The organism is Actinosynnema sp. NPDC049800 (assembly GCF_040656635.1).
In the GTDB taxonomy this organism is placed as follows: Bacteria; Actinomycetota; Actinomycetes; order Mycobacteriales; family Pseudonocardiaceae; genus Actinosynnema.
In genome coordinates, this window is the sequence record NZ_JBFAMT010000003.1 from 117,584 (window position 1) to 142,975 (window position 25,392).

At 72.1% G+C, this 25,392-nt stretch carries 19 protein-coding genes; 6 read left to right on the top strand and 13 right to left on the bottom strand.

The annotated features are described in order from the left end of the window. Positions 1–15: 15 nt before the first annotated feature. Entirely contained in the window at positions 16–1,008 is a 993-nt protein-coding gene (locus AB0I91_RS05820) for an AraC family transcriptional regulator (protein ID WP_499607492.1), read from the bottom strand. Between the two features lie 248 nt (positions 1,009–1,256). Beyond that, positions 1,257–1,811: a DM13 domain-containing protein gene (locus AB0I91_RS05825; RefSeq protein WP_498782941.1), complete on the bottom strand. Its 555-nt coding sequence runs from the start codon at positions 1,809–1,811 to the stop codon at positions 1,257–1,259. 121 nt (positions 1,812–1,932) lie between these two features. On the opposite strand from AB0I91_RS05825, the gene AB0I91_RS05830 reads away from it, so the two are divergent. Both AB0I91_RS05830 and AB0I91_RS05835 read left to right on the top strand, forming a co-directional pair. Next, complete coding sequence (locus AB0I91_RS05830; RefSeq protein WP_498782940.1) at positions 1,933–2,328, top strand: hypothetical protein; 396 nt, start codon at positions 1,933–1,935, stop codon at positions 2,326–2,328. Next, positions 2,325–3,425, top strand: coding sequence for a winged helix DNA-binding domain-containing protein (locus tag AB0I91_RS05835; RefSeq protein WP_499635488.1), 1,101 nt, complete (start codon positions 2,325–2,327; stop codon positions 3,423–3,425). Before AB0I91_RS05830 ends, AB0I91_RS05835 begins: the two co-directional genes overlap by 4 nt. 168 nt (positions 3,426–3,593) lie before the next feature. On the opposite strand, the gene AB0I91_RS05840 is transcribed toward AB0I91_RS05835, so the two are convergent. Then, positions 3,594–3,848: a hypothetical protein gene (locus AB0I91_RS05840; protein WP_498782936.1), complete on the bottom strand. Its 255-nt coding sequence runs from the start codon at positions 3,846–3,848 to the stop codon at positions 3,594–3,596. A gap of 108 nt (positions 3,849–3,956) precedes the next feature. Here AB0I91_RS05840 and AB0I91_RS05845 point away from each other — a divergent pair, with 108 nt between their 5' ends. Both AB0I91_RS05845 and AB0I91_RS05850 read left to right on the top strand, forming a co-directional pair. Further along, positions 3,957–5,135, top strand: coding sequence for a GNAT family N-acetyltransferase (locus AB0I91_RS05845; protein WP_499635491.1), 1,179 nt, complete (start codon positions 3,957–3,959; stop codon positions 5,133–5,135). 83 nt (positions 5,136–5,218) lie between these two features. Further along, complete coding sequence (locus AB0I91_RS05850) at positions 5,219–6,205, top strand: LacI family DNA-binding transcriptional regulator (protein WP_499635494.1); 987 nt, start codon at positions 5,219–5,221, stop codon at positions 6,203–6,205. 97 nt (positions 6,206–6,302) lie between these two features. On the opposite strand, the gene AB0I91_RS05855 is transcribed toward AB0I91_RS05850, so the two are convergent. The 4 genes from AB0I91_RS05855 to AB0I91_RS05870 all read right to left on the bottom strand — a co-directional run bounded on the left by AB0I91_RS05855 (position 6,303) and on the right by AB0I91_RS05870 (position 10,832). Continuing rightward, a complete protein-coding gene (locus tag AB0I91_RS05855) occupies positions 6,303–7,721 on the bottom strand; it encodes a GH1 family beta-glucosidase (RefSeq protein WP_499607479.1) in 1,419 nt (472 codons plus the stop codon). Positions 7,722–7,729: 8 nt separating this feature from the next. Further along, the gene (locus AB0I91_RS05860) at positions 7,730–8,563 is read right to left on the bottom strand and encodes a carbohydrate ABC transporter permease (RefSeq protein ID WP_498785825.1); all 834 of its coding nucleotides are present in this window, start codon (positions 8,561–8,563) and stop codon (positions 7,730–7,732) included. A gap of 5 nt (positions 8,564–8,568) precedes the next feature. Continuing rightward, positions 8,569–9,483 (bottom strand): carbohydrate ABC transporter permease, encoded by a 915-nt coding sequence (locus tag AB0I91_RS05865; RefSeq protein WP_498785833.1) that lies wholly within the window; start codon positions 9,481–9,483, stop codon positions 8,569–8,571. Between the two features lie 65 nt (positions 9,484–9,548). Beyond that, entirely contained in the window at positions 9,549–10,832 is a 1,284-nt protein-coding gene (locus AB0I91_RS05870; protein WP_498785823.1) for an extracellular solute-binding protein, read from the bottom strand. Between the two features lie 569 nt (positions 10,833–11,401). On the opposite strand from AB0I91_RS05870, the gene AB0I91_RS05875 reads away from it, so the two are divergent. Then, complete coding sequence (locus tag AB0I91_RS05875) at positions 11,402–11,755, top strand: hypothetical protein (protein WP_499635498.1); 354 nt, start codon at positions 11,402–11,404, stop codon at positions 11,753–11,755. 49 nt (positions 11,756–11,804) lie between these two features. Here AB0I91_RS05875 and AB0I91_RS05880 read toward each other — a convergent pair whose 3' ends face one another. The 5 genes from AB0I91_RS05880 to AB0I91_RS05900 form a co-directional block, all read right to left on the bottom strand. After that, positions 11,805–14,342 (bottom strand): ABC transporter permease, encoded by a 2,538-nt coding sequence (locus tag AB0I91_RS05880; protein ID WP_499635501.1) that lies wholly within the window; start codon positions 14,340–14,342, stop codon positions 11,805–11,807. Further along, positions 14,335–15,087 (bottom strand): ABC transporter ATP-binding protein, encoded by a 753-nt coding sequence (locus AB0I91_RS05885; protein ID WP_498785817.1) that lies wholly within the window; start codon positions 15,085–15,087, stop codon positions 14,335–14,337. Before AB0I91_RS05885 ends, AB0I91_RS05880 begins: the two co-directional genes overlap by 8 nt. 89 nt (positions 15,088–15,176) lie before the next feature. Beyond that, complete coding sequence (locus tag AB0I91_RS05890; RefSeq protein WP_498785815.1) at positions 15,177–18,212, bottom strand: helix-turn-helix transcriptional regulator; 3,036 nt, start codon at positions 18,210–18,212, stop codon at positions 15,177–15,179. An 11-nt stretch (positions 18,213–18,223) separates the two neighbouring features. After that, positions 18,224–18,412, bottom strand: coding sequence for a hypothetical protein (locus AB0I91_RS05895; RefSeq protein ID WP_498785813.1), 189 nt, complete (start codon positions 18,410–18,412; stop codon positions 18,224–18,226). Positions 18,413–18,594: 182 nt separating this feature from the next. Next, positions 18,595–20,922, bottom strand: coding sequence for a chitinase C-terminal domain-containing protein (locus tag AB0I91_RS05900; protein ID WP_499607462.1), 2,328 nt, complete (start codon positions 20,920–20,922; stop codon positions 18,595–18,597). 275 nt (positions 20,923–21,197) lie between these two features. On the opposite strand from AB0I91_RS05900, the gene AB0I91_RS05905 reads away from it, so the two are divergent. After that, positions 21,198–21,866 (top strand): hypothetical protein, encoded by a 669-nt coding sequence (locus AB0I91_RS05905; RefSeq protein WP_498785809.1) that lies wholly within the window; start codon positions 21,198–21,200, stop codon positions 21,864–21,866. A gap of 10 nt (positions 21,867–21,876) precedes the next feature. On the opposite strand, the gene AB0I91_RS05910 is transcribed toward AB0I91_RS05905, so the two are convergent. Next, complete coding sequence (locus tag AB0I91_RS05910; RefSeq protein ID WP_498785807.1) at positions 21,877–24,732, bottom strand: AfsR/SARP family transcriptional regulator; 2,856 nt, start codon at positions 24,730–24,732, stop codon at positions 21,877–21,879. Positions 24,733–25,392: the final 660 nt, after the last annotated feature.

Here is a 25,392-nt window from a genome sequence, read left to right on the forward strand (position 1 = left end):
GGCCGTCCGGCGACGTCAGCCAACCCCACCACCCCGGTAGGTTCCAGGACTGGCGCCCGTCCACCTCTTGAACGCCCGGTGAAATGCGCTCGCCTCGGAGAAACCCAGCCGCAGCGCCAGTTCCTCCACCGACTCGCCGCCGCGCACCAGGCTCGCGACGGCCTGGTCGCGCAGCAGCTGCTCGCGCACCTCGCGGAACGACGTGCCCTCGGCCGCCAGCTTCCGCCGCAACGTCGGCGCGCTCACGCCCAGCCGCGCGGCCACGTTCTCCAGCCCCACCACGCCGCCGCCGAGCATCCGCCGCACCTGGCTGGACGCGTCCGCGCCGTAATCGCGCCGGGACAGCAACTCGGCGGGTGAATTCCGCAGAAACCGCCTTAATGCGGCTTCGTCCTGCACGACCGGCATCCGCAGAAACCGCGCGTCGAAAGTCAACGTGGTGGCGGGTGCGGAAAACCGCAGCGGAGCACCGAAGATCAGGTGGTATTCCGCGCCGTGCGGCGGTTCCGGATAGTCGAGATCGACCCCGCGCAACGGGATCCGCCGGCCGATCAGCCACGACGAGAACCGGTGCCACAGCACCAGCAGCGACTCGACCAGGAACCGGTCCGGGTCGTCCACGCCCTCCGTGGACAGGGTGAACGCGGCGACGCCGTCGTGCTCCCCCAACGCCATCGCCGGCCGCACGTCGAACAGCTCGTAGAACGCCAGACCGCGCCGCAGGGCGTCCTCCAGTGACGCGCAGTGCACGGCGAGCAGGCACATCGTCGGGAACGTGCCGCGCTTGCTCGGTCGCGGCCCGAGGCCCATGAACTCGTCGTCCAGCGCGTCCCACAAGGCCTGGATGAGCTTGGTGTACTGGGCCGGGGTGACGCGCGCGCGCTCATCGGAGAGCAGGGCCTCGCCGATGCCCGCGGTCGCCAGCAGCCGCGCGACGTCGTGACCACGCCGCACGGCGCCGCGCAGCGCGGCGTTGACGTAGTGGATGGCGATGGTCCTGGTGAGCATCACTCACAGTGTGCATCACGGTGGTCCGCAGGCCGTGTGCGGCGGCGCGGAACGGGGAGAGAGAGCGCCGCGCCGCCGCCAACGGTGGCCCACCCCAGTGAGCCGGCTCCTCGTCGATGGGGCATCCGCCCGCCCACCAACGAGGGACGTTGTGGTGCTACCACTGTATGTGGTCTAGACCAGATACGTCAATACTGCGAAAAGGCTATAAGTGGCCCAGACCACCCCGTATTTGTTTCGCCTATGTGTCAGCCCTGTTCCAACGGCGCTACCGCGAAACCGGCGGAAAACCTCTTGCACCAGATCACGACGCTGCGCACCGCGGTCAGGTCGGTGCCGGCGGGCACCTGGTAGACCTGGTTGCCCCGATTCGCCTTCAGTTCACCGAGGTTCGTGAAACCGGAGCCGAATGCCGCTTCGGGCGAGTCGGATGCCTTGTCCGAGAGGTACACGTACAGGTCCGGCCCGTCGCTGGTGTCCAATGCCTCGAACTGCACCGCGTGGCCGCCGTCGGGCAACCGGACCAGCGTCGCGCTGCCGGTCGTCGCGTGCTCCAGCGAGCGGAACGGTCCGGAGGCCAGCGCGACCGGGCCCGCGGGCGGTGCGGGCGTCGTGGTCACCGGAGCCGTCGTCGTCGCGGGAGCCGTCGTCGTCGACCCGACCGTCGTCGTGGCCGGCAGCAGCAACGCCTCGTCGGCCGTCCGGTCGGTGACCAGCCGCCACGGCTGGAACAGGGCCAGCCCCACCACCAGGGCGACCGCCAGCACGCCGGCCACCCCGATCACCACTACCCGCTTGGACATCTCACGCCTTCCGAAGTCGACCCGTCTACCGGACAACTCTGGCGAACCGGACGCCGGTCTGCGGGCAAAACCCGATTACGAAGTTCTGACGTCTGCCGTCCGGCGTTGTTAGGGTCGCCGGGTGGGTGAACGGGCCGGGTTGGCGATCGTGTGCGCGCTCATGGTGGGCTGCGCCGCGTTCGGCCCGTTCCCGCACCCGGTCCCGCTGCTGTTCCTGATCGCCGCGGTCGGGGCCGCCAACGCCGCGTTCCCGTTGATGCGCACGTTCGGGTCCGCGCTGCTCGGCGGGGTCGCGGCGGCGAGCATCGGCCTGGCCTCCGTGCCGTACGTGACCTGCTCCTCGGAGAAGTTCACGGACGTGTTCACCTGCACGGGTGACTCACCGACCTGGCACATGACCGGCGCGGTGCTCGTGGCGGGGCTGGCCGGCGCGGGCCTCGTGCTGGCCCGCGTGCTCGGCACGGCGGTGCTGGAACGCAGGCTCTCGGCCGGGCCGAACCGGGGTGAGCGCCGGTGAGCGTGACGTGGCGGCAGGTCGCGGCTTGGCGCACCCGCAGGCACCACCTCGACGCCCGACGACCGGCCGACGAGGCCGCGGCGGTGGTCTCGCGGCTGTGCGGGCTGCACGCCCAGCTCATGTCCTCGGCCGAGGCGACGTTGCGCGCACGCGTCGACGGGCTCGCGGACGACGCCGTCGAACGGGCGCTGTGGACCGACCGCGCGCTGGTCAAGACGTGGTCGATGCGCGGCACGCTGCACCTGCTGCCCGCCGCCGAGTACCCGCTGTGGCAGGCCGGGTTCGCCACCTACCGGCACTACCTGAAGCCGGTGTGGCTGCGGAACTTCCACATCACCGCCGAGGAGCTGACCACGCTGGTCGACGCGGTCGGCGAGGTGCTGGCCGACCGCGTGCTGACCCGCGCCGAGCTGGCCGACGAGGTCGCCGCGCGCACGTCCGCGCACATCGGCGAGAAGCTGCGGGAGAGCTGGGGCGCGTACCTCAAGCCCGCGTCGTTCCAGGGCAGGCTGGTGTTCGGGCCCGGCGAGGGCCAGTTCGTCCGGTTCACCGCCCCGCGCACCTGGCTCGGGGTCGACCTGGCGGCGCGGGAGGGCGCGGTCGAGGACATCGCGCTGCGGTTCCTGGCCCAGCAGGGGCCCGCGACCAGGGAGGACTTCGCGCGCTGGTGGGGTGTCACGCCGGCCGACGGCGGGCGGGTGTTCAAGGCGCTCGGCGACCGGATCGAGCCCGTCGACGTCGAGGGCGCGGCCTTTTGGGCACGGGCGGAGGACGTCGAGAGCTTGCGCGAGGCGGAGCCGGTGCGGACGGTGCGGCTGCTGCCGGCGTTCGACCAGTACGTCGTCGCGGCGACACGCCACGCCACGCACCTTCTCGATGGTGGGACCCCCGAAAAGGTGTACCGACCGCAGGGATGGCTGTCACCGGTACTCATGGTGGACGGGATGCTGGCCGGCGTGTGGTCGCAGGAGCGCAAGGGCGGCCGGGTGGCCGTCACCCTCGAGCCGTTCCGCTCGTTGTCCGCTGCGGCGCGGAAAGCCGTGCTCAACGAGGTGGACCGGATGACCGGGCCGACCGAGGTGCACTGGGTCGGGTGAGGTCGGTCCGGCGGGCGGTACTGTTCAGCCGCTCACCGTTGCGCCACAAGTGCGTTCTGTTAGGAGGCTTGCTGTGCGGGTGCTGTGGGCCACGTGCGGCTTGGCCGTGGCGGCGTCGGCGCTGACCGGTGTCCTCATCGGGGTGTACCTCGACGGGGTGAACGACGATCAGCAGGCCGACACCCCCGCCTCGACGTGGATCACCGGTCGGCCGTCGACCAGCAGCGTCACCACGCCACCGAGCTCCGTCACCACGGACGCCATCTCGGCGGCGCCGAGTTCGACCACCGCGGTCCGGACCACCACGACGACGCCGCCACCGGCCGCGCCGCCGCCACCGCCGGACACCTCGACCGAGGCTCCGACGACGACCACCACGACCACCACGGTGAAGAACACCGAGTGGCCGTGCAGCCCGCTCAACCCGCTGCCGCCGCCGCACTGCCGGGACTGAGCGCGCGGGGGTCAGTCCTCACGTCGCCGAAACGCCCACGTCGCCCCACCGCAACGTGGGCCGTCCAGCCTGGTCGCATGGACACCACACCGAAGACCTGGCGACTGCGCGTCGAGCTGGACGACAGCCCGGGCGCCCTGGCCCGGGTGACCGTCCGGCTGGCGCACCAGGACTGCAACGTGCTGGCGCTGTCCGTGATCCCGGTGCCCGGCGGCGTGCTGGACGAGCTCGTGGTCCAGGCCGCGCCGGGCCTGCTGCCCGCGGACCTGGTGGACGCGGTGCGCGCCGAGGGCGGCCGGTGCGTCGGCATCACGGCCGCCGACCTGCGCGACCTGGTCGACGCGCCGACGGCCGCGCTGCGCGCCGCCGCCCTCGGGCTGCACGACCCCAACGCCATCGGTGAGGCCCTGCGCATCGTCATGGGCGCCGACTCGGTGGTCATCACCCCCGCCGACCCCGAGGCCACCTCCCCCACCCGACCCGACCACGACCGCGAGGTCGCGTCGGGCGTTCGCGCCTCACTTTCCGGCAATCACGTTTTTCGATTGCCGGAAAGTCAGGCGCGAACGCCCGACTTCGAGGCGACCTCGCCCGCCGTCTGCGGAGCAGCGGCAATCAAACGAGGCTGGGCGCCGTTCACGCAGGTCGAGCTGGCCCGCGGGCAGGCGTTGATCGACCTGCTGTCCGCCGCCGGCGCGGCCACGCCCCAGCCGACCGCGCTGCTGACCGACGACGGCATGGCGCTCGTGCTGCGGCCCGGTCGCGCGGGCGACGAGGAGGCGGTCGCCGAGCTGCACTCCCGCTGCTCGATGGGCACCCTGTTCCAGCGCTACCACTCGGGCATGCGGACCGTGCCGAGGCGGTGGCTGCACCGGCTGCTCAGCCCGCCGCGCGGCAGCACGGTGGTGGCGCAGTGCGCGGACCGGGTGGTCGCCATGGGCCAGCTCATCCCGATGCCCACGCCCGCCAGCGCCGAGGTGTCGTTGCTGGTCGAGGACGGGTGGCAGGGGCGCGGTGTGGGCACCGCGCTGCTCGGTTCGCTGGCCGGCGCGGCGCGGGCGGCCGGGCACCGGGAGCTGGTCGGCTGGTGCCTGCCCGCCGAGACGGGACTGGTCCGCACGGCGGCGCGCGCCGGGCTGCCGACCTCGGTGCGCCGCGAGGACGGGTTGCTGCGGGTGTCGATCGCCACCGACGGGCCGCGCGTCACCGGTCCGGGTCGTCTTGAGAGCGCTTCCCGGCAGGTCGCCTCCGGCTAAGCTGGGATTCGTAGGGCGATCGTCGAGGAGTGGTGCTCGTGTCGGTTCAATCGCACTCAGGCGCGCGGCCCACGTTGGAGGACGTGGCGGCCAAGGCCGGCGTCTCCCGTGCGACGGCGTCGCGGGTGCTCAACGCGTCGCCCAGGGTGAGCCCGGAGGCGCACGAGGCGGTCACGGCGGCGGTGATGGAGTTGGGCTACCAGCCGAACCAGGCCGCGCGGGCGCTCGTGACCAGGCGTTCCGGCGCGGTGGCGGTGGTGTTCTCCGAGCCCGAGCCGAAGATCTTCGACGACCCCCACTTCGCGTGGCTGATCCGCTCGGCGGCGCGGTCGCTGGCCGACGCGGACGTGCAGATGGTGCTCATGCTCGTGCACTCGCCGCAGGACCAGGCCCGCGCGGAGCGGTTCCTGGCGGGCGGGCACGTGGACGGCGCGTTGTTGTTCGTGCCGCACAAGGGCGACCAGCTGCCGGCGGTGGCGCGCAAGCTGCCGCTGCCGGTGGTGTACGCGGGTCGGCCGTGGGGCTCGCTGCGCGGGCTGCACACCGTCGACCACGACAACGAGGGCGGTGGCCTGCTCGCCACCGAGCACCTGATCTCGTTGGGGCGCAAGAAGATCGTCTCGGTGACGGGGCCGTTGGACGAGCACTCGGCGATGGACCGGCTGGCCGGGTGGCGCACGGCGGTCGGCGCGGACGACGAGACCACGGCGTTGATGACGGCGGACGGCGGCTTCTCCCGCGAGGGCGGCAAGAAGGCGATGGAGTCGCTGCTGGCCCGGGTCCCGGACCTGGACGCGGTGTTCGTGGCGTCGGACCACATGGCGGCGGGCGTGCTGGACGCGTTGCGCGAGGCGGGCAAGCGGGTGCCGCAGGACGTGGCCGTCGTGGGGTTCGACGACCACCCGATGATCGCGCCGCACACCACCCCGTCGTTGACCAGCGTGCGGCAGGACACCAGCGCGCAGGTCCGCCACATGGTGACCCACCTGCTGCGGCTGCTGCGCGGCGAGACGATCCGCGCGCGGCGCGAGGTCCTGCCCACGACCCTGGTCCGCCGCGAGTCCGCGTAGTTCGCGAGGTTCGGCCCAAGTCGCGCGGTGCGCGTGATCTGCGGCATAAGAGCCGGGCGGGGGCCGCCGCGGCGACATGCGGCCCCCGACCGACAGGTCACGGCAGGTCGTGCCCGGCGGCCGGGACGGCGTTGGCGCCGATCACCCCGGCCAGCGTCCTACCGCTCCGCTTCACCGTGCGCACCTGCGTGTCGTAGTCCACGTGCACGATGCCGAACCGCTGGCTGTAACCCTCCGCCCACTCGAAGTTGTCCAGCAGCGACCACGCGAAGTACCCGCGCACGTCGACGCCCGCCTCGATGGCCCGGTGCACCGCGCGCAGGTGGTCGACCAGGTACCGGGTCCGCTGCTCGTCCACCACCTCGCCGTCCTCGACCACGTCCGGGAACGCCGAGCCGTTCTCCGTGACGACCAGCGGCAGGCCGACGTCGCGCTGGAGGCGTTCCAGCAGCTCGGTGAGGCCGCTCGCGTCGACCTCCCAGCCCATCCCGGTCAGCTCGCCGCGCGGCGGCAGCAGCTCCACGCCCCGCAGGCCCGGGAACGGCCCCTCGGTCACCACGAGCGGGTCGGCCGCGGCGGCGACGCGGGTCGGGCTGTAGTAGTTCACGCCCATCCAGTCGATCGGCGAGGCGATCACGTCCAGGTCCCCGTCGCGCACCACGGCGGTCCAGTCGCCCAGCCACGCGGTGTCCTCGACGACGTCCCGGGGGTAGCCCCGGCCGCCCAGCGGGTCGAGGAACAGGCGGTTCTGCAGGCCGTCGACCTTGCGCGCCGCGTCCAGCTGCGAGTCGTCGTCGACGGCCAGCGCGCAGAAGTTCAGCACGATGGAGAGCTCGTGGTCGTCCGGCGCCTGGTCCCGCATCACCTGCACGGCCAGGCCGTGCCCGAGCAGGAGGTGGTGCGCGGCCTCCAGCGACGCCTTCGGGTCGACCACGCCGGGCGCGTGGACGCCGTTGGCGTAGCCGAGGAACGCCGAGCACCACGGCTCGTTCAGCGTGGTCCACTGCCGCACCCGGTCGCCCAGGTGCTCGTGCGCCAGCGCCGCGTACTCGGCGAACCGGTAGGCGGTGTCACGGTTGCGCCACCCGCCGTCCTCCTCCAACGCCTGCGGCAGGTCCCAGTGGTACAGCGTGACCACCGGCTCGATCCCGCGCCCCATCAGCTCGTCGACCAGCCGGTCGTAGAACGCCAGTCCCCTCGGCTCGACGCGGCCCGCGCCGACCGGCTGGATGCGCGGCCACGCCAGCGAGAACCGGTACGAGCCCAGGCCCAGCTCCGACATCAGCTCCACGTCGGACGGGTAGCGGTGGTAGTGGTCGCACGCCGGTTCGCCGGTGTGGCCGCCGAACACCGCGCCCGGCTTGGCCGCGAACGCGTCCCAGATGGAAGGACCACGACCGTCCACCGTCGTCGCACCCTCGATCTGGAAGGACGCCGTCGCCGCGCCCCACCGGAAGTCCGGTGGGAAGCGCAGCACGTCCCGCCGGACCCCGGTGTCCGGGTCCGTTGTCGTCATCTCCGAGTTCACCCCTTCACAGCGCCCTGCATGATCCCGCCGACGATCTGCCGCGCCAGCAGGATGAAGATCCCCACCACCGGCAGCACCGCGAGCGACGCGCCGGACAGCATGAGCGAGTAGTCCGTGTAGTAACCGCTTGCCAGCGTCGACAATGCCACCTGGACCGTGGGGCTGTCGTTGGGATCCAGCACGATCAGCGGCCAGAAGAAGTCGTTCCACGCGGTCATGAACGTGAACATGCCCATCACGGCCGCCTGCGGCCGCACGGCCGGGAACGCCACGTGCCAGAACGTCTTCAGCACCGAGCACCCGTCCACCCGCGCCGCCTCGATCAGCTCGTACGGCACGGACTCCTCGCACGCCTGCCGCATCCAGAACACCGAGAACGCGCCGATCAGCGCGGGCACGACCACCGCCTGCAGCGTGCCGTACCAGTCGAGGTCCGACATCAGCATGTAGAGCGGGATGACGCCCAGCTGCGTCGGCACCATCGACGTGCCGACCACGATCAGGAACAGCGAGTTGCCGCCCCGGAACCGCAAGCGGGCGAACGCGAACCCGGCCAGCGTGCCCAGCACGACGTTGCTGATCGCCACCGTGCCCGCCACGACCATCGAGTTCTGCATGGCGAGCCAGAAGTCGACGGTGTCGAACACCCTGGTCAGGTTGTCGATCAGGTTGCCGCCCGGCACCAAGGACGGCACCGCGTCGCCCAGCGCCGAGTTGTCCTTGCTGGCGATGAGGAACGAGTAGTACAGCGGGAACACCGACGCGAGCAGGACCACCACCAGCAACGCGTACGCGATCGGCCCCGAGCGGGTGAGTCGCTTCGTGGTCACCGGCCTCACCCCTTCGACGCGATGCGCCGCGCCACCGTGAAGTTGACGACCGCGACCACCAGGATCACCAGGAACAGCACCCACGCGATGGCCGAGGAGTAGCCCGCGTCGAACAACCGGAAGCCCTTCTCGTACAGGTACATCACCAAGGTCTGGAACTGCCGGTCGTCGCCGCCGGTGCCGGTGGCCGTGCCGCCCGGGTCGAACAGCTGCGGCTCCACGAACAGCTGCATGCCGCCGATGGTCGACACGATGACGGTGAACAGGATCGTGGGCCGGATGCTCGGCACGGTGATCGACCAGAACACCCTCCAGCGGGACGCGCCGTCCAGCATCGCGGACTCGTACATGTCCTTGGGCACCGACTGCATCGCGGCCAGGTAGATCAGCGCGTTGTAGCCGGTCCAGCGCCACACCACCATCGAGCTGATCGCCAGGTGCGAGGCCCACGTCTGCGCGCGCCAGTCCACCGGGTCGATCCCGACGAAGCCGAGCAGGGCGTTGACGATGCCGAAGTCGCGGCCGAACAGCTGCGCGAACACCAGCGCCACCGCCGCCACCGAGATCACGTTCGGCAGCAGCACGCCCGCGCGCCAGAACGCCCGCCCGCGCAGGCCCCGGTCCAGCAGGGCGGCCAGGCCGAGCGCGGCGAACAGCTGCGGGATCGTGGAGAGCAGGAACAGGCTGACCGTGTTGCCCAGCGCGTTCCAGAAGTTCTTGTCCGACAGCAGTTCGGTGTAGTTGGCCAGGCCGGTGAAGCCCTGGTCGCCGTCGATGAGCTGCCACTCGTGCAGCGACACCCACGCGGTGTACAGCAGCGGGTAGAGGCCGAAGATGCCGAACACCACGAAGAACGGCGCGATGATGACGTACGGCGTGTACTTCGCGTCGAGCCGGCCCAGCTTGTCCCGCCACGACAGGCGTTGCGCCGACGGCGGGACGGGACCGGAGCCCCGCCCCGCCGTCGCCCGTTCCGGTGCGACCGTCACTTGGCGGCGTCCCGCGCTTCCTGGACGGCCTGGTCGAAAGCGTCCGAAGTGGACTGCTTGCCGGTCTCCACGCGAGAGAGGGCGTTGCCGAAGACCGGGGTCACCTTGGAGTCCTTGGTGCCGCGGTAGGTGGGCTTGAGGCTCTCGGCGGAGTTGCCGAAGATCTGGCCGACGGGCGCGGAGTTGAAGTACTCGTTGGTCGTCGCGGTGACCTCGGGGTCCTTGTACGCGGCGGGCTCGCTGGGCAGGTTGCCGGTCTCCTTGAAGATCCGCTTCTGCTGCTCCGGCGCGGTCAGCCACTTGGCCAGCTCGTAGGCTTCCTCGGGGTGCTTGGTCTGCTTGGGCACGGCCAGGAACGAGCCGCCCCAGTTGCCGCCGCCACCGGGCGCCGCGGCCACGTCCCACTTGCCCGAGGCCTCGTCGCCGGCGCCGGCCTTGATCAGCGCGAGCGCCCAGGCCGGGCAGGTGGTGGTGGCGAAGGACGCCTGCTTGAGCGCGACGTTCCAGTCCTGGCTGAACGGGGCCAGCGCGCCGGTCTGCTTCTTCTCGCCGAGGCTCGCGGCGAGCGTGAAGGCCTGCTTCACCTTGTCGTTCCGGTCGCCGATGAACGAGTCGTCGGCCTTGGCGAAGTAGCCCTCCTCGGTCTGGTCGAGGATCGCCTTGTAGACGTTCTGCGCGGTGTCGACGAACTTCTTGTCCGGCAGCTTCCGGGTGAAGGTGTCCGCGACCTCGAGGTACTTCTCCCAGGTCGGCCACAGCTCGCCGACCTGCTCGCGGTCGGTCGGCAGGCCGGCCGCCTCGAACAGGTCACGCCGGTAGCACAGGGCGAGGCTGCCCATGTCGGTGCCGAGGCCGAGCACGAAGTTCCCGCCGTCGGTGGTGCCCTGGTTCCACTTCCAGGCGGCCCACTGGCTCTCCAGCTCCTTGGCGCCGTGGTCCGCGAGGTTGACGAACTTGTCCTTGGACTGGCGGAACTGGGTGATGTTGCCTTCCTCGATCGCCACGATGTCGGCGGCGCCCCGACCACCCGCGAGCTGCGTGGCGAGCTGCGTGTGGTGCTGCTCCATCTTGACCGTGCGCTGCTCGATCTCGACGTTCGGGTGCGACGCCTGGTACTCCTTGATCAGGTTGGTGTAGCCGAAGTCGGAGAAGACCCCGATCGACAGCTTGATCTTGCCGTCGCCCGCGTCACCTCCCCCGCCACCACAGGCCGCCACCAGCGTGGCCGCCAGTGCCACCGCGGTGATCGACGTCGCCCGACCGGCCAGAGTCCTGCTCATCCGTCCTCCTCGACGCACTCGCCGGGTACGACCCGACACCGTGAGAGCGCTCTCATGAGAGCGCTCTCACACTTGTGAGTCCCGGTCCCCGCTGTCAACCCGGGAAGGACCGGTCGACACCGTTCCGCAACAATCTGAAGCGCTCTCGTGCGGCGATCGTGACGGTCGCGCACGTTCCGTGAGCCCGGCGGCGGCAATGGCGAAGCCGGGTGGCCCGGCCCTCGCCCGGGCCACCCGGCACCCTGTTAGAGGCGTTTCGCGGCCGGATGTGACGCGCGCTCGCGAGAATTCCTGTGACCCGCGTCGCACGGCGGCGGGCCGTCATCGCCTCGACCCGTCATCCGGCCCGCTGTCCGCCGACGAGTTGGACGCGCTAGAGGTCGCGCTCCGCGCGCTGTGGGCGGTGCCGGCTGAGGCCTGCCACCGCGCCGCTTCCGTCCCGGAGAGGCATGGGGGTGACATCCGAGGCGATCGTGGCCGCACACCGGCCGAGCCGGTGCTCGGCCACGGCGACCCGTTTTGTGCGGTGACGGTCGATAGCCCCTGACGGACCAGCGGCACTGGCGTGGATGACCGCAGAACACCTCTGTCTGCTCGCCGCCCAGCTCACCGCAGCCGATCACGCCTGGCACGACGGGGTGTGCCAACTGGCTTGGAGCATGGACATCTTCCACATCCGCCGCGCGCACCTACATCACCGGATCACCGTATGGCAATTGGCCTTGACCGCCGCCCAGCACATGATGGAGAACATCTACCTGACGTCCGACGCTTTGGAAGGGCTCGGACACCCGCTCTGGGCCGTGGGACGACACGACGAAGCACGGACCGCCTGGCGGGAGGCGCTTGAACTCTTCGAGATCCAACAGAGGTCCGCAGACGCCGAGAGGGTTCGGGAACACTTGGCGTCCATCACGGCGTGAGACCCGGTGGCCCGCTCCTCCCCCGAAGAAGAGCGGGCCACCGGGTCTTTCACGCCTCGGCCATCCCCGCGACGACCGAGGTCCTGGCGGCACGCCGGGCGGGCAGCGCGGCGGCCACGACCGCGGCCACCACGGCGCCGGCCAGCATCACGCCGATCTGCCCGAACGGCACCACGAGGTCGACCGAGATGGTGTCGTTGGACAACGCGCCGGTGATCACCCAGCCGAACCCGATGCCGAGCAGCAGCCCGATCGCCGCGCCCATCAACGCCATCAGCACCGACTCGACCACCAGCATCAGCCGCAGCTGGCCGCGCGTCAGCCCCAGCGCCCGCAGCAACGCCGACTCGCGCGTGCGCTCCAGCACCGACAGCGTCAACGTGTTGGCGATGCCGAACAACGCGATCACCACGGCCAACCCGATCAACGCCCAGATGAACGCCAGCACCTGGTTGAGCTGCTGGTTCAGCTGTTCCTTGGTCTCCGCCGCGCTGTCCAGCACCGCCAGCGGCGAGGGGTCGGTGACCTTCTCGACCGCCGCGCGCCCGTTGGCCACGCCGCCCTTGAGCTTGACCAGGATGCTGTCGTAGCCCTCGGCGGCCTGCTTGAACCGCATCGACGTCTCGATCGTCATGATCCCGTCGGACAGCCGCTGGCCCTCGACCACCGCGACGACCTTGAGCTGCTGGGACGCGTCCCGGCCCGTCTCGACCGTCACCACCTGGCCGACCGACACGCCCTGCCGCTTGGCGTACTGCGCGTTCACCGCGACCGTGCCGTCGCCGAGGTCGTCGAGCGACCCGCTGGTCACCGTCGGCCGGAACAGGGTGCCGAGCGCGTCGCGCGGGATGCCGGTGAAGTACTCGCGCTCCCCGTAGACGACGGTGGTCGGCGCGACCTGCGCCACCTCCGGCACGGCGGCCAGCTGCTCGGCCAGCTCCTTGGGCAGCGGCCGGTCGTAGACCGCGGAGGTGACCGTGTAGTCGGCGGGCATCCGCTCGTCGATCTCGGCGTTCGCGGTCTCCTTGGCGCTGTTGGCGACCACGGTCACCAGCGACACGATCGTCACGCCGATCATCAACGCCGCGGTGGTCGCGGCGGTGCGCTTGGGGTTGCGGCCGGCGTTGGCCGACGCCAGCTTGGCCGGCACGCCGAGCAACGCCCGCGGCAGGGCGCCCAGCACCCGGTTGACCGGGCCGACCAGCAGCGGACCCAGCACGAGCACCGCGGCCAGCAACGCCATCGTGCCCGCGCCGCTGGTGAGCATGGCCGCTTCCTCGTCCTCCAGGCTCATGCCGAACACCACCGCGCCCACACCGATCACGCCGAACAGCACGGCGGTCAGCACGCGCACCACACCGGTGCGGGAGACCTCCTCGCCGCTGTCGGGCTGGCTGCGCAGCGCGGCCACCGGCGCGACCCTGGTCGCCTTGCGGGCGGGCAGCACGGCGGCGAGCACGGTCACCAGCGTGCCGACCGCGAACGCGGCGAGCACGGTCGTCACCGTCACGGGCAGCAGCACGGTGCCCTCGCCGCCGCTGAACGAGAACATCACCCGTTGCAGCAGGGCGGACACGCCGATGCCGCCGAACAGGCCGATCACCGACGCCGTCAGGCCCATCACCAGCGCCTCGGCCAGCACGCCCCGGAACACCTGGCCCCGACTGGCGCCCACGCAGCGCATCAGCGCCAGCTCACGGGTGCGCTGGGCCACCAGGATGGTGAACGTGTTGTAGATGACCATGGCCGCCACGACGAGCGCGATGATCGCGAACGCCAGGAGCAGCGTGGTGAACTCGCCCGACCGGGACTCGACCCGCTCCAGCGTCTCCTTCGTCAGCTCTTCGCCGCTCTGGACCTTGAACCCGGTGCCGCCGATGGCCTTGCGGACGTTGTCCACCACCTGCTGCTGCGTGAAGCCGGGCGCGGCGGTGGCGACCACCTGGTACGGCGGGCGTTCGGGCTCCAGCGCCTGGAACGCCTCGGGCGTCAGCCCGACGTGGTCGTAGCCCGCCAGCGACAGCTGGTTCGTGCCCTGCTGGTAGGTGCCGACGAGCGTGTACGTGTGCCGCACGTCCTCCTTGCCCAGCAACACGACCGGCTGCCCGATCGTCAGCTTGGCGGTGGTGGCGGTGCGCTTGTCGACCGCGATCTCGTCGGCCGCGGTCGGGTAGCGACCGTCGGCCAGGTCGAACTCGCGCAGCTTCTCGTTGCTCGCCAGCGGAACGGCCCACGCGGGCTTCGCCTTGCCGTTGGCGGCGACCAGCGGCACCTGCTGGAAGTCGCGCGGGTCGGCGCCCGCGACGCCGGGGGCCTGCCGGATCTTCGCGAGCGTCTCCGGGGAGATGCCCGGGACCTCGGTGGACGACTCGCCGGACGACGCGCTGCCGTCCACGGTCACCGAGACGTCGACGTTGCGCGCGTCCTTGGCGAACTCGTCGCGCAGGCTCGCGTTCATGGCGTCGCCCAGCACCAGCGTGCCGGTCACGAAGGCGACGCCGAGGGCGATCGCCACCGAGGACAGCACGAGCCGCGCGGTGCGGGCCTTGAGGCCCGCGATGATCGTGCGCAGCATCCCCTCACGCACCCAGGTGCTTGAGGGCGGACAGCACGGAGTCGGCGGTCGGGTTGTCGATCTCGCCGGCGAGGTGGCCGTCGGCCATCAGCACCACGCGGTCGGCGTAGGAGGCGGCGACCGGGTCGTGCGTCACCATGATCACGGTCTGGCCGAGCTTGCGCACGGACATGCGCAGGAAGTCGAGCACCTCGGCGCCGGAGCGCGAGTCGAGGTTGCCGGTCGGCTCGTCGGCGAACACCACGTCGGGCCGGGCGACCAGGGCACGGGCGCAGGCCACGCGCTGCTGCTGGCCGCCGGACAGCTCGGTCGGCTTGTGCTTGAGCCGGTCGCGCAGGCCGAGCACGTCCACGATGGTGTCGAACCACTCGCGGTCGGGCTTGCGGCCCGCCAGTTCGAGGCCGAGCAGGATGTTGGCCTCGGCGGTGAGCGTGGGCAGCAGGTTGAACGCCTGGAACACGAACCCGACCCGGTCGCGGCGCAGCCGGGTCAGCTCCTTGTCACCCAGCGAGGTGATCTCGGTGCCGCCGATGTGCACGCTCCCGCCGTCGACGTTGTCCAGGCCCGCCAGGCAGTGCATCAGCGTGGACTTGCCGGACCCGGACGGCCCCATGATGGCGGTGAAGCGGCCCGCCGCGAACTCGACGCTGACACCGTCGAGCGCCCGCACGGCGGTGTCGCCCTTGCCGTAGACCTTCACCAGGTTCGCGGCGGCTACGGCGGTGCGGGTTCCGACATCGGACACCAGTGCGGACATGCTCCCTCAATTCCTCGGGTCTGGCTGACGTCGAGAAAGCTAGGGGGCACGCGGATCGGCAGGCGTCACCTCGGCGGCGGAACCGGAGGTCAGCCGGCGGGATGACGGGCACTAGTCCCGAGGTCTGACGGCTCCTGCCCGACGGGGTGTCCGGGCAGGTCGAGCAGGCCGCGGTCGAACGCGTTGGCCACCGCCTCGGCCCGTCGGCTCGCGCCGAGCTTGGACATGATCCGGCTCAGGTGGACGCTGACCGTCTTCTCCGAGATGTAGAGCTCCTCGCCGACCTGGCGGTTGGTGCGGCCGAGCGCCACCAGCTCCAGCACGGACCGCTCACGCGGCGTGAACGGGTCGACCCGGTCACGCGGGCCGACGTCGCGCAACGCCACCCTGGCCCGCCGCGCGACCAGGTCCAACGCCTCGCGCAACGGCGCCGCGCCCAGCTCGTCGGCCACCGCGCTCGCCAGCCGCAACTCCGCCGCGGCCTCGTCGCGCCGGTCCGCGCCCAGCAGCGCCTCGGCCAGCCGCCACCGGCACACGGCCTGCTCGAACACCGACCCGAAGCCGAAGCCGTCGACCGCGCGCCGCCACAGGTCCGCCTCGCCCGCGCCGGTCAACCGCGACTCCTCGGCCGCGGCGCGCGCCAGCCACGCCCGCCCCTCGGGGCCGAGCTCGCCCGACCGGGGGCTGCCCATCTCGGCCGTCGCGCGGGCGTACTCGGCCAGCTCCCGGCCGGCCAGCACGGCCTGCTCCTCGGCCGCGTGGTCCTTGCGCCGCCGTGCCCGCGCGGCGATCTCCACGTGCCCCGCCACGCCCAGGGCGGCCAGCCGGATGCCGGCCAGCATCCACTCGCCCTCCTTGCGCGACCAGCTGATCGCGTCCGCGACCCGGTCCACGGCCAGCTCCGGCCGGCCGCGCCACAACGCCAGCTCCGCGCCCGTGCCGCCGGTGATCAGGGCGATCTGCAGGTCGCGGTGCCAGTCCGCGCGCAGCTCCCGGATCATCCGCTCGGCCTGCTCGAACTCGCCCCGGCTGACGGCCACGTGCGTGCCCGCCGCGGCCAGCCGCGCCGACACCGTGCTGGAGACCCGCAGGCCGGGCGGTTCGGCCGCGGTCGCCGCGCCGTCCCACTCGCCGCGGTAGTACCTGGTCAGCACCTGGAGGATGCGCAGCTCCAGGCCGAACGAGCTCCACGTGAGGCCGGTCGCCTTGGCCCGCGCCACGCCCTCGTCGAACACCCGCCCGGCCTCGGCCAGCTCGCCGAGGTCGTAGTGGTGCAGGCCGAGGAAGTACCGGGCGCGCAGCTCGGTGCTGACCGCGTCCGCCTGCATCGCGCACTCGACCGCGGCCGTCAGGTGCTCGTGCGCCCGCGACACCTGACCCTCGGGCTCGTCGAGCAGGCCCAACGTGGTCAACGCGTCGGCCACGGCCGACTCCGCGCACACCGCGCGGCCGTCCGCCACCGCCATCTCGGCGCGCTCACGTGCCTCGACGTACTTGCGGTCGTGCCGCAGGCACGCCGCCCACACCGCCAGCACCCACGCTCGGGCCGGGCTCGCGGGCCGGTCCCGGACCAGCCGCCACGCCTCCTCCACCGCGTGGTACTTCTCCTCGTCGGTGCCGTCGAGCACCTGCAACGCCTGCGCGAAGCGCCGCCACATCACGGCGGCCTCTTCGGGGTCGGACTCGTCGATGACGGTGGTGCCGGTGCGGGCGAACGCGATGGCCCGCTCGGGCTGGCCCGCCGTGCCCGCCGCCCACGACGCGCTGCGCAGCAACGACAGCTCGGTCAGGCCCGGTGGCCGCTGGTCGGCGGGCACCGCGTGCCACAGCTTCAGCGCCTGCTCCAGGTGCCGCAGCGACTCGGCGGGCGCCCCGGCGGCCCGCGCCTCCTGCCCGGCGTCGACCGACGCCCGCAGCGCGCGGGGCAGGTCGTGGGACTCCAGGCTGTGGTGGGCCAGCGCGGCGGCGGCGCCGCGGTCGTCGGACGACGCCAGCCGGTCCGCGTAGGCGGAGTGCAGCCGCACGCGTTCACCGGGCAGCAGGTCGTGGTAGACGGCCTCGCGCAGCAGGGCGTGCCGGAACGTGTACACCTCGGCGCCGTCGACCACCAGCACGTGGTGCTGCACGGCCTCGCGCAGCACGCCGTCCAGGCCGACGTCGTCCATCCCGGCCACGTCGCGCAGCAGGCCGTGGCGCACGGACCGGCCACCGACCGACGCCACCCGGACCAGGCGCTGCGCGTCCGGGGAAAGGCCCTCGATGCGCGCCAGGAGCACCTCGGCCAGCGTCCACGGCACCTCGCGGTCACCGCAGCAGGCGACCGCGATCAGCTCCTCGGCGAAGAACGGGTTGCCGTCCGAGCGCTCGGCGACCTCGAGCACCACGTCGTCGGGCAGGTCGTCGGCCAGCGCGGCGACGAACGAGCGCGCGTCGATCGCGCTCAACGGGGTCAGGTCGAGCCGCTGCACGGCGGGCAGCCGCACCAGCTCGTTGAGCAGGGGTCGCAGCGGGTGGCTGCGGTGCAGGTCGTCGGACCGGTAGGTGCCGACGACGAGCAGCCGCTGCGCGCGCAACCGGGAGAACAGGAACGACAGCAGGTAGCGGGTGGAAGCGTCGGCCCAGTGCAGGTCTTCGAGCACCAGCAGCACGGGCCGCTCCTCGGCCAGCTCGCCGAGCAGGCCGTGCACCGCGTCGAACAGCTGGAGCTGGCCGACGTCCTGCTCGGGACGCCGCCCGACCAGGTGCGACGGCAGGCCGGACACCGACGTGCTGCCGTCGTGGCCCGCGGGCAGGGCGAGCTCCGGCAGCAGCAGGCCCAGCGCGGGCCGGGCCGCGACGTCGAGCAGACCGGCCTCCCGCACCTGCCCCAACGCCTCGGTGAAGGGCAGGTACGGCAGGCCGGTCTCGCCGACGTCGAGGCAGCGGCCGTTGAGCACGAGGGCGTCGCCCGCCGTCGCGGCCAGCTCGTCCACCAGCCGCGTCTTGCCGACGCCCGCGTCGCCGGCGAGGAGGATCGCACCCGCCTCGCCGCGCGCGGCGGCGTCGAGGGCGGCGCGCAGCCTGGTCATCTCCCGGCTACGCGCCACCAAGGGGATTCCGGAACCGATGCGTGCCACACCAGGCATGCTGTCACACCTCAGGCGGCGTCGCGGTGGCCATTTCCGGCGCCTGGCACGTCCGGGCCGGATTGGTGGCCGAGCCGCCGCCACCAGGACCGCCTGGCCGCGTGGGTCTGCCGGCCGACGCGGTAGTGCGCCGCGTCCGCGCGCAGGGCGGCCTGCCGGTAGTCGATCTCCGCCTTCAAGGACTCGGGCGTCCACTCCATGACTTGCTCCTCGTGTCGTTTCGCTTCTCTCTGGTGACACGAAGAGTCGTCCTGAGGCGGGGGTGCGGGCATCGGGCGTTCACGTGGGTTGCGGCGCTGGTCCCCTTACCCGCCGCCGTAAGGGGTGGCAGACGGCGGGTAAGGGATGCCTCAGCGGCACGTCAGGGCAGGTCGGACGCCCCTCAGCAGGCGCCTTGGTCGCGCCAGACGCCCCACTCGCCGGTCGTGCCCGGCTCCTCGCCCTGCGTCCACCACTTGGCCTGCCAGCGCTTGCCCCGGTGGGAGACCTCGTTGCCGCCGTTGTAGACCTTGGCGCGGTCCCACGCGGGCACGGTGCAGCTGGGCTGGTCGGTCGTGGTGGTGGTGGTGGTCGTGCTGCTGGTCGGGTCCGTGCCGCCGCCGCCACGCGGGTGGTCGGAGGCGATGGCGTAGGACCGGCCGTCGAACGTGAGCTTGACGTTCGACGGCGACGCGATCGGCAGCTGGTAGCTCAGCGCCACGTCCACCGACGCGCCGGGCGCGAGCGACTGCCAGGTGGGCAGCGTCAGCTCGACGTGCTGGAAGTCGCCCCTCAGGCCGCCGACGTTGCTGCCGGAGTGCCCCTTGGCGGTGACCCGCAGCCCGAAGCCGGACTGGTCGGCCATGCTGCCCGGCGCGCTGGTGCCGTAGTCGAACTCGATCTTCGTGCCGCCCGGCAGGGTGGTGGTCGAGCGGTTGGTCAGCTTCAGCTTGGGCGTGATCGGGTAGTTGCTGTCGCCGAGCGCGAACCCGGAGACGGTGGCGCTCACGTCCAGCACCTGGTTCGGCATGGTGCCGGCGGCCTTGCGCGCCCCGTACGGCGCCGCGCCGCGCAACCCTTCGTTGATCTTGGTGAGCAGGGTGTCGCCGACCGTGTACTGGCCCTTGGCGCTGTCGAAGCGGTAGTCGCCCGCCAGCTCCCAGATCATGATGCCGCCGATGCCCTTGTCCGCCACGTACTTCGCCTTGGCCGCGATGGACTGCTCGTCCTCAGTGGACAGGAAGACCTTCTTGTCCGCGTTCCACAGCCACGGCGAGGTGAGCGTGCTGTCGTAGAACCTGGTGTAGGAGCCGGAGACCCGGTCGGTCGGGTCGTTGGCCGGGTCCAGGCCGTGCTGCGCCAGGTAGTCCGGCGTGATCTCGTTCTCCAGGTTCTTGGCGTGCCACATGGGGTTCACGCCCGACGGCACCTCCGCGCCGCCCGCCGTGGAGTCGTGCCACAGGTTGTCGATGCCGACCGCGCCGTTGCCGCACGGGGTGGTCGAGCCGACGCTCGAACCCGTGCCGGGCGGGCACTTCGCCTGGTCCGGCAGCGCGGCGCGGCCCCACAACCCGTTCGTGCCGCCGGTGACGCCCTGCCAGCCGCGGCTGTAGAACGGGACGCCGATGTTGATCCGGCCGGCCTGCATCGCGCCGCGGTAGTAGTGGTAGGCCCAGTCGGTGTTCAGGTAGCCCATGCCCTCGTACTGCGGCGCGGTGTAGACGCCGCCGGCGGCCAGCTCGCCGTCCTTGCCGTCGTCGTAGAGCGCGGCGTTCGGGCCGACGAAGTGGTTCCACGACCCGTGCAGGTCGTAGCTCATCACGTTCAGGTAGTCGAGGTAGCGGGTGACCTGGTAGGCCTCCTGCCCGCGCAGCAGCCAGCCGGACGCGGGCACGGCGGCGGTGAGCAGGTAGTGCCTGCCGTCCTGCGCCGAGGCGCGGTCCAGCTTCTCCCGCAGCGTCTTCATGATCTTCTCGTAGCCCGCCCACAGCGTGCCGCGGTTGGCGTTGGAGATCCAGAAGTCGTCCGGGTTGCCCGCGTGGTTGTTCGACGTGGCGTACTCGTAGTCGATGTCGACGCCGTTGAACCCGTACTTGCGGATGAAGTCGACGGCCGAGTCGGCGAACGCGTCCACAGTGGACTGAGGCTGGGCGCCGAGCCGGTAGAACCCGCCGGAGGCGTTGCGCGTGCCGTCCGGGTTGAGGAAGCCGCCGGTCTCCGCCCAACCGCCGACCGAGATCAGCGTCTTCACGTTCGGGTGCTGCTTCTTGTACTTGTTGAGCAGGTTGAAGTGACCCTTGTACGGCAGCGACGGGTCGAGCTCGACGCCCGGCCAGGTCATGCCGGTGGAGGCGTTGTCCGGGCCGTCGGGGCCGACGGAGACCCGGTTCTGCGCGTCGACGTGCGCGAACGCGTAGTTGAGGTGCGTGACCTTGGTCCACGGGATGTCGGACGCCAGGTAGGCGGGCGTGCCGTTGCGGCCCGTGCGCCAACTGGTGAAGTAGCCGATGACGCGGCGGGAGTGGGCGGCACCCAACGACTCCCGGCCCTCGGTGTCGTAGACGGAGCAGTAGGGCACGGCGACGCCGGGGGTCTGGTAGAGGCCGTCGGGACGGCACTCCTCCCCCGCGGCGGCGGCGCTGGGCGGTGTCGGGGACACGACGGCGACGACGAGTCCGGCCACCGCGGCGAACAACGCCACGAGCGGCGACAACCTGGTTCTCTTGGGCACGACCGGCACACCTCCTGCACGAGGCGGCGGCCACGACGCAGCCACCGAACCGTAAATAGGTCTAGACCTCTCTGTCAATAGGTCCAGACCACCAACCGGAACCGTCGGACGACCACCCGCCGTGAGGTCCGCGCACCCCGGATCCCACTCCCGCCGGGTGACACCCTCTCGGAAGTGGGACGTTCCGCTTCCGGACCGGATTCGCGTGGGACGGTGGCCATCGCCCAGTCAAGCGCGGTGCGCACCTCGCCCGCCGTCACCGTCGGAGGACACCGATGCCCTTCCCGCTCACGCCGGACGCCCTCGACACCTGCATGAAGGACGTGTTCGACTACCAGTACCCGGACTTCGCCGCCGCCAACAACCTCGTCGGCGGCGGCGGTTACGAGAACTGGGCGCTCGTGAACTTCCTGCGCTACCTGAAGTACCGCTACGGGGACTTCGACTACCGGCGTGAGTTCCCCGCGCAGCGGACAGGGGGGACGCAGGTGCGGGTGGACCTCGCGTTCAACGCCAACTCGGTCACGCCCGCCACGCCGCTCATCCTGACCGAGTGGAAGTGCAACCCGGACCTCAACGCCCTGGCGACCGGCTGCACCCAGGACGTCCAGAAGTTCGTCGACGTCCTCGGCTTCTACGGCTCGCGGAAGTTCTACCCGCTCCCGCTGGTCTTCGGCATCGGGCCGGACGGACCACCCGTCGCCAACGGCTTCACCAAGTTCGGCTTCGGCAGTGGCTTGGCCCTCTACGCGTCCAGCCCGGCCACCTGGAGCGCCCTCGGCCTCCTCGGCTACACCTGGTACGAGCACCAGCCGCTCCCCGAGCCCGTCGCCCAGGACGGCGCCCCACCCGCCCCGGTGCTGATCGCGAACCACCCGAGCCGACCGCGGCCACCGCTGCCCCGTCGCGCGGAAGCGGAAGCGGACCTGGCCGAGCCGGTCTGAGCGGCAGCGGTCAGACGGTCGTGGTGGCCCGGGCGCGCGCCAGGCGTTCCCGGACCTGGTCGGACTCCGGGGTGCCGAGCTCGGTGAACAGCGCCAGCGCCCGCTGCCAGTGCGCCACCGCGCCGGGCAGGCCCTGGCGGTCGAACACCGTGGCCAGCCGGTCGTGCGCCATCGCCTGGTGGTACGGGCTGGCCGCGGCGGAGGCCACCGACAGCGCCGTGCGCGCCGACGTGACGGCCTCACCGCCCTCGCCCGACTCCAGCAGCACCATCGCGAGGTCGGTGTGGCAGGTCGACTCACCGCACTGCTCGCCGACCTCGCGGTACATCGTCACCGCCGCCCGCAGCCACGTCTTGGCCTCGTCGTAGCGGCGGGACGCCAGGTGCAGCAGCCCGAGGTTGTGGTGGGCGTTCGCCTCGGCCCACCGCGAGCCGGCCGCCCGGCTGACCTCCAGCGCCTCCCGGTAGGAGGTCTCCGACTCGTCGACCCGGCCCAGGAACGCGAGCATGTCCGCGACCGCCGTCAGGGCTCTGGCCTGCGCGTTCACGTCGCCGGACGCCCGCGCCACCTCCAACGCCTCGCGATGCCGGGCCAGGGACTCGTCCATCCGCTGGAACTGGGCCAGCGCGATGCCCAGGTTGAACAGCATCACGAACTTCGCCTCGGGGTCGCCGAGGGTGGTGGCCGCCTCCAGCGCGGCCTCCGTGGTGCGCAGCCACGTCGTCCGGTCCGCGCGCAGCCAGAGGAACCGCGACAGGGTGTACGGCAGCTGCCAGGCGTGCACCAGCCAGCCCGGGTCCGAGCCCGGCGCGGCGGCCAGCTCGGCGGCGGCGATGATGTTTCCCTGCTCGGCGTCCAGCCAGGCGCTCGCCTCGGCGGAGCCGTGCAGCTTCGGCACCTCCAGCGGCACGTGCTCGGGCGCGACCCGCACGCTGCTGCCGCGCGTCACCGGCAGCCGGCCGTCGGCCAGGTCCGCGCAGTGCAGGTAGAAGTCGAGCATCCGGCTGGTCGCCTCGTGCCGCACGGGCGCGGGCAGTTCGGCGGCCAGCGTCCGCATGTAGACGCGCACCAGGTCGTGCGCCCCGTACCGGCCGGGCTCGTTGACCGACAGCAGGTTGGCCGCCGTCAACGCGTCCAGCGCGCGCTGCGCGTCGCCGACCCGCACCTGCGCCATGGCGGCCACCACGAACGCCGTGACGTCCGGACCGGGGTGCAGGCCGAGCAGCGCCAGCAGCCGCGCGGGCAGCGGCGACAGCGCCCGGCGTGACGCGTCCAGCGCCGCGCGCACCGTGGAGTCCTCGTCCTCCAGGCCGAGGGCCGCCAGCCGGCCGTGCTCGTCGTCCAGCTCGGCGACCAGCTCGGCCACGCGCAACGTCGGCGCGACGGCGAGGCGGGCCGCCGCGATCCGCAGCGCCAGCGGCAGCCCGTCGCACAGCACGGCCAACCGGCGCAGCGCGGCGGCCTCCGTGCCGTCCCGGCCGGCGACCCGGCTGACCACGGCCACCGACGCGTCCGGGTCCAGCATGTCCAGCTCGACCAGCCGGGCCTCGGCGTGCGCGACCAGCCCGACCAACCGCCGGCGGGACGTGACCAGCACGCACGACGGCGGTCCGGGCAGCAGCGGCAGCAGTTCGGTCGAGCCGCGCGCGTTGTCCAGCATCACCACCATGCGCCGGTCCGCGATGAGCGTGCGGAACAGCGCCGACCGCTCCTCGACGGTGACCGGGATGTCCGCCGACGGCACGCCCAGCGTGCGCAGGAACCGGCTCAGCACCTCGCCCGCGCCCAGCGGCTCCTGGTTCGGGTCGTAGCCGTGCAGGTCGACGTACAGCTGGCCGTCCGGGAAGTCCTCGCGCACGCGTTGCGCCCAGTGCAGGGCGAGCGCGGTCTTGCCCACGCCCGCGGGGCCCGTGACGACGAGGACCAGCCCGCCCTCCGGGTAGGAGGCCAGCAGGCCGTCCAGGCGCTTGAGCTCGTCGTCGCGGCCGATCAGCGACGCCGAGACGCGCGGCAGCTGCGCGGGCGTGATGGCGGGCGAGGACTCGGCGACCGGGCGCACGTCCATCGGCCTGGTCGGGCGCTCGGGCTCGGGGTTCTCCCCCGCCAGCACGGCCTGCTGGAGCTTGCGCAGCTCCGGGCCCGGCTCGACGCCGAGCTCCTCGACCAGCACCCGGCGCGCCTCGCGGTAGACGGCCAGCGCCTCGGCCTGCCGCCCCGCCTGGCACAGCGCGCGCATCAGCAGGCCGTGCCCTCGTTCCCGGAGGGGGTGCTCGCCGACCAGCGTGGTCAGGGACGGCACCAGCTCCGCGCCGCGGCCGATCAGCAGCAGCAGCTCGGCCCGCTCCTCCAGCACCGCGAGCCGGCGTTCGACCAGCCGACCGCGCTCGACCTCGGCGAACAGGCCCGCGACACCGCCGAGCGGCTCGCCGCGCCACAGGCCGAGCGCCTCGTCCAGGGCGGTGGCCGCCGCGATCAGGTCGCCGGAGGCGCGCAGCCGGGCCGCCGACACCACGCCGCGCTCGAACTCGTCCAGGTCGACCTGCTGGGGGTCCACCCGGAGCAGGTAGCCGTCGCCGACCGAGGTCAGCAGCTCGGCCGGGGCGCGGCGGGCGCGGCTGGGCTCCAGCGCGCGGCGCAGCCCGGCCACGTAGGTCTGCACGAGGTTGACCGCGCTGGTCGGCGTGTTGTCGCCCCAGACGGCCTCGATGATCTGGTCGCGGCTGACCGGCGCGTTGCGGGCCAGCAGCAGCACCGCCAGCACGGCACGCTGCTTGGCGGCGCCGAGGTCGACCTCCCCGCCACCGCGCACCGCCCGGAGCAGGCCGAGCACCTCGAACCGCAAGCGCTCGCCGCCGCCGTCTGCCACCGACCGATCCTTCGCCGAAACGTTGAGAACCCCGACCGAGCCTAGGAGATCACTTCAGTCCGGCTCCAGTCGTCCTGTAGCCGCATTCTTACGCTAAGCGTGTCCGATCAACCACACAGGGCGAACCCCGGTGAGCGAGGTTGGACCAGACAGCGGAACATCCGCTGCTCTCCCTGAACGACGAGGGCAGGCCGGCGTGCAAGGGGCATCCAGCCCGCGGCGGCGGAACGCCGGCCCGCCCTCGTCCCCTTCTCCACCGGAGACGGGTCATCCGGTAGGGGATGGCCCATCTCCATTGCCCTCCCCCCAGTCGAAGGGGCCGTGTCCGGGACCGAACCCCCGGGCACGGCCCCTTCGGCGTTGCGCGGCCTCCCGTGACCTCGACCGGCGGCGCCACCGCAGTTCTGCGGGCGCCGCGGTCCTCGAGTTGAGGAAGATCGGGTGATGGCCGGTTCGGGTCGCGCGCGGTGGGTGGTCGGCAGCGCGCTGGTCGGCGGCGCGGCGGCCGGGCCGCTCGGGGAGGTCGCCGCCTACTACCGGTCCTTGGCGCTCGGCCGGATGGTGGTGCCGGGCGAGACGGGGGCGGGCAAGACGGCCATGGTGCTGCGGTTTCGGCCACCGGACGATCCAGGCCCTCCTCGCCGCGGTGCCCGAGCACCT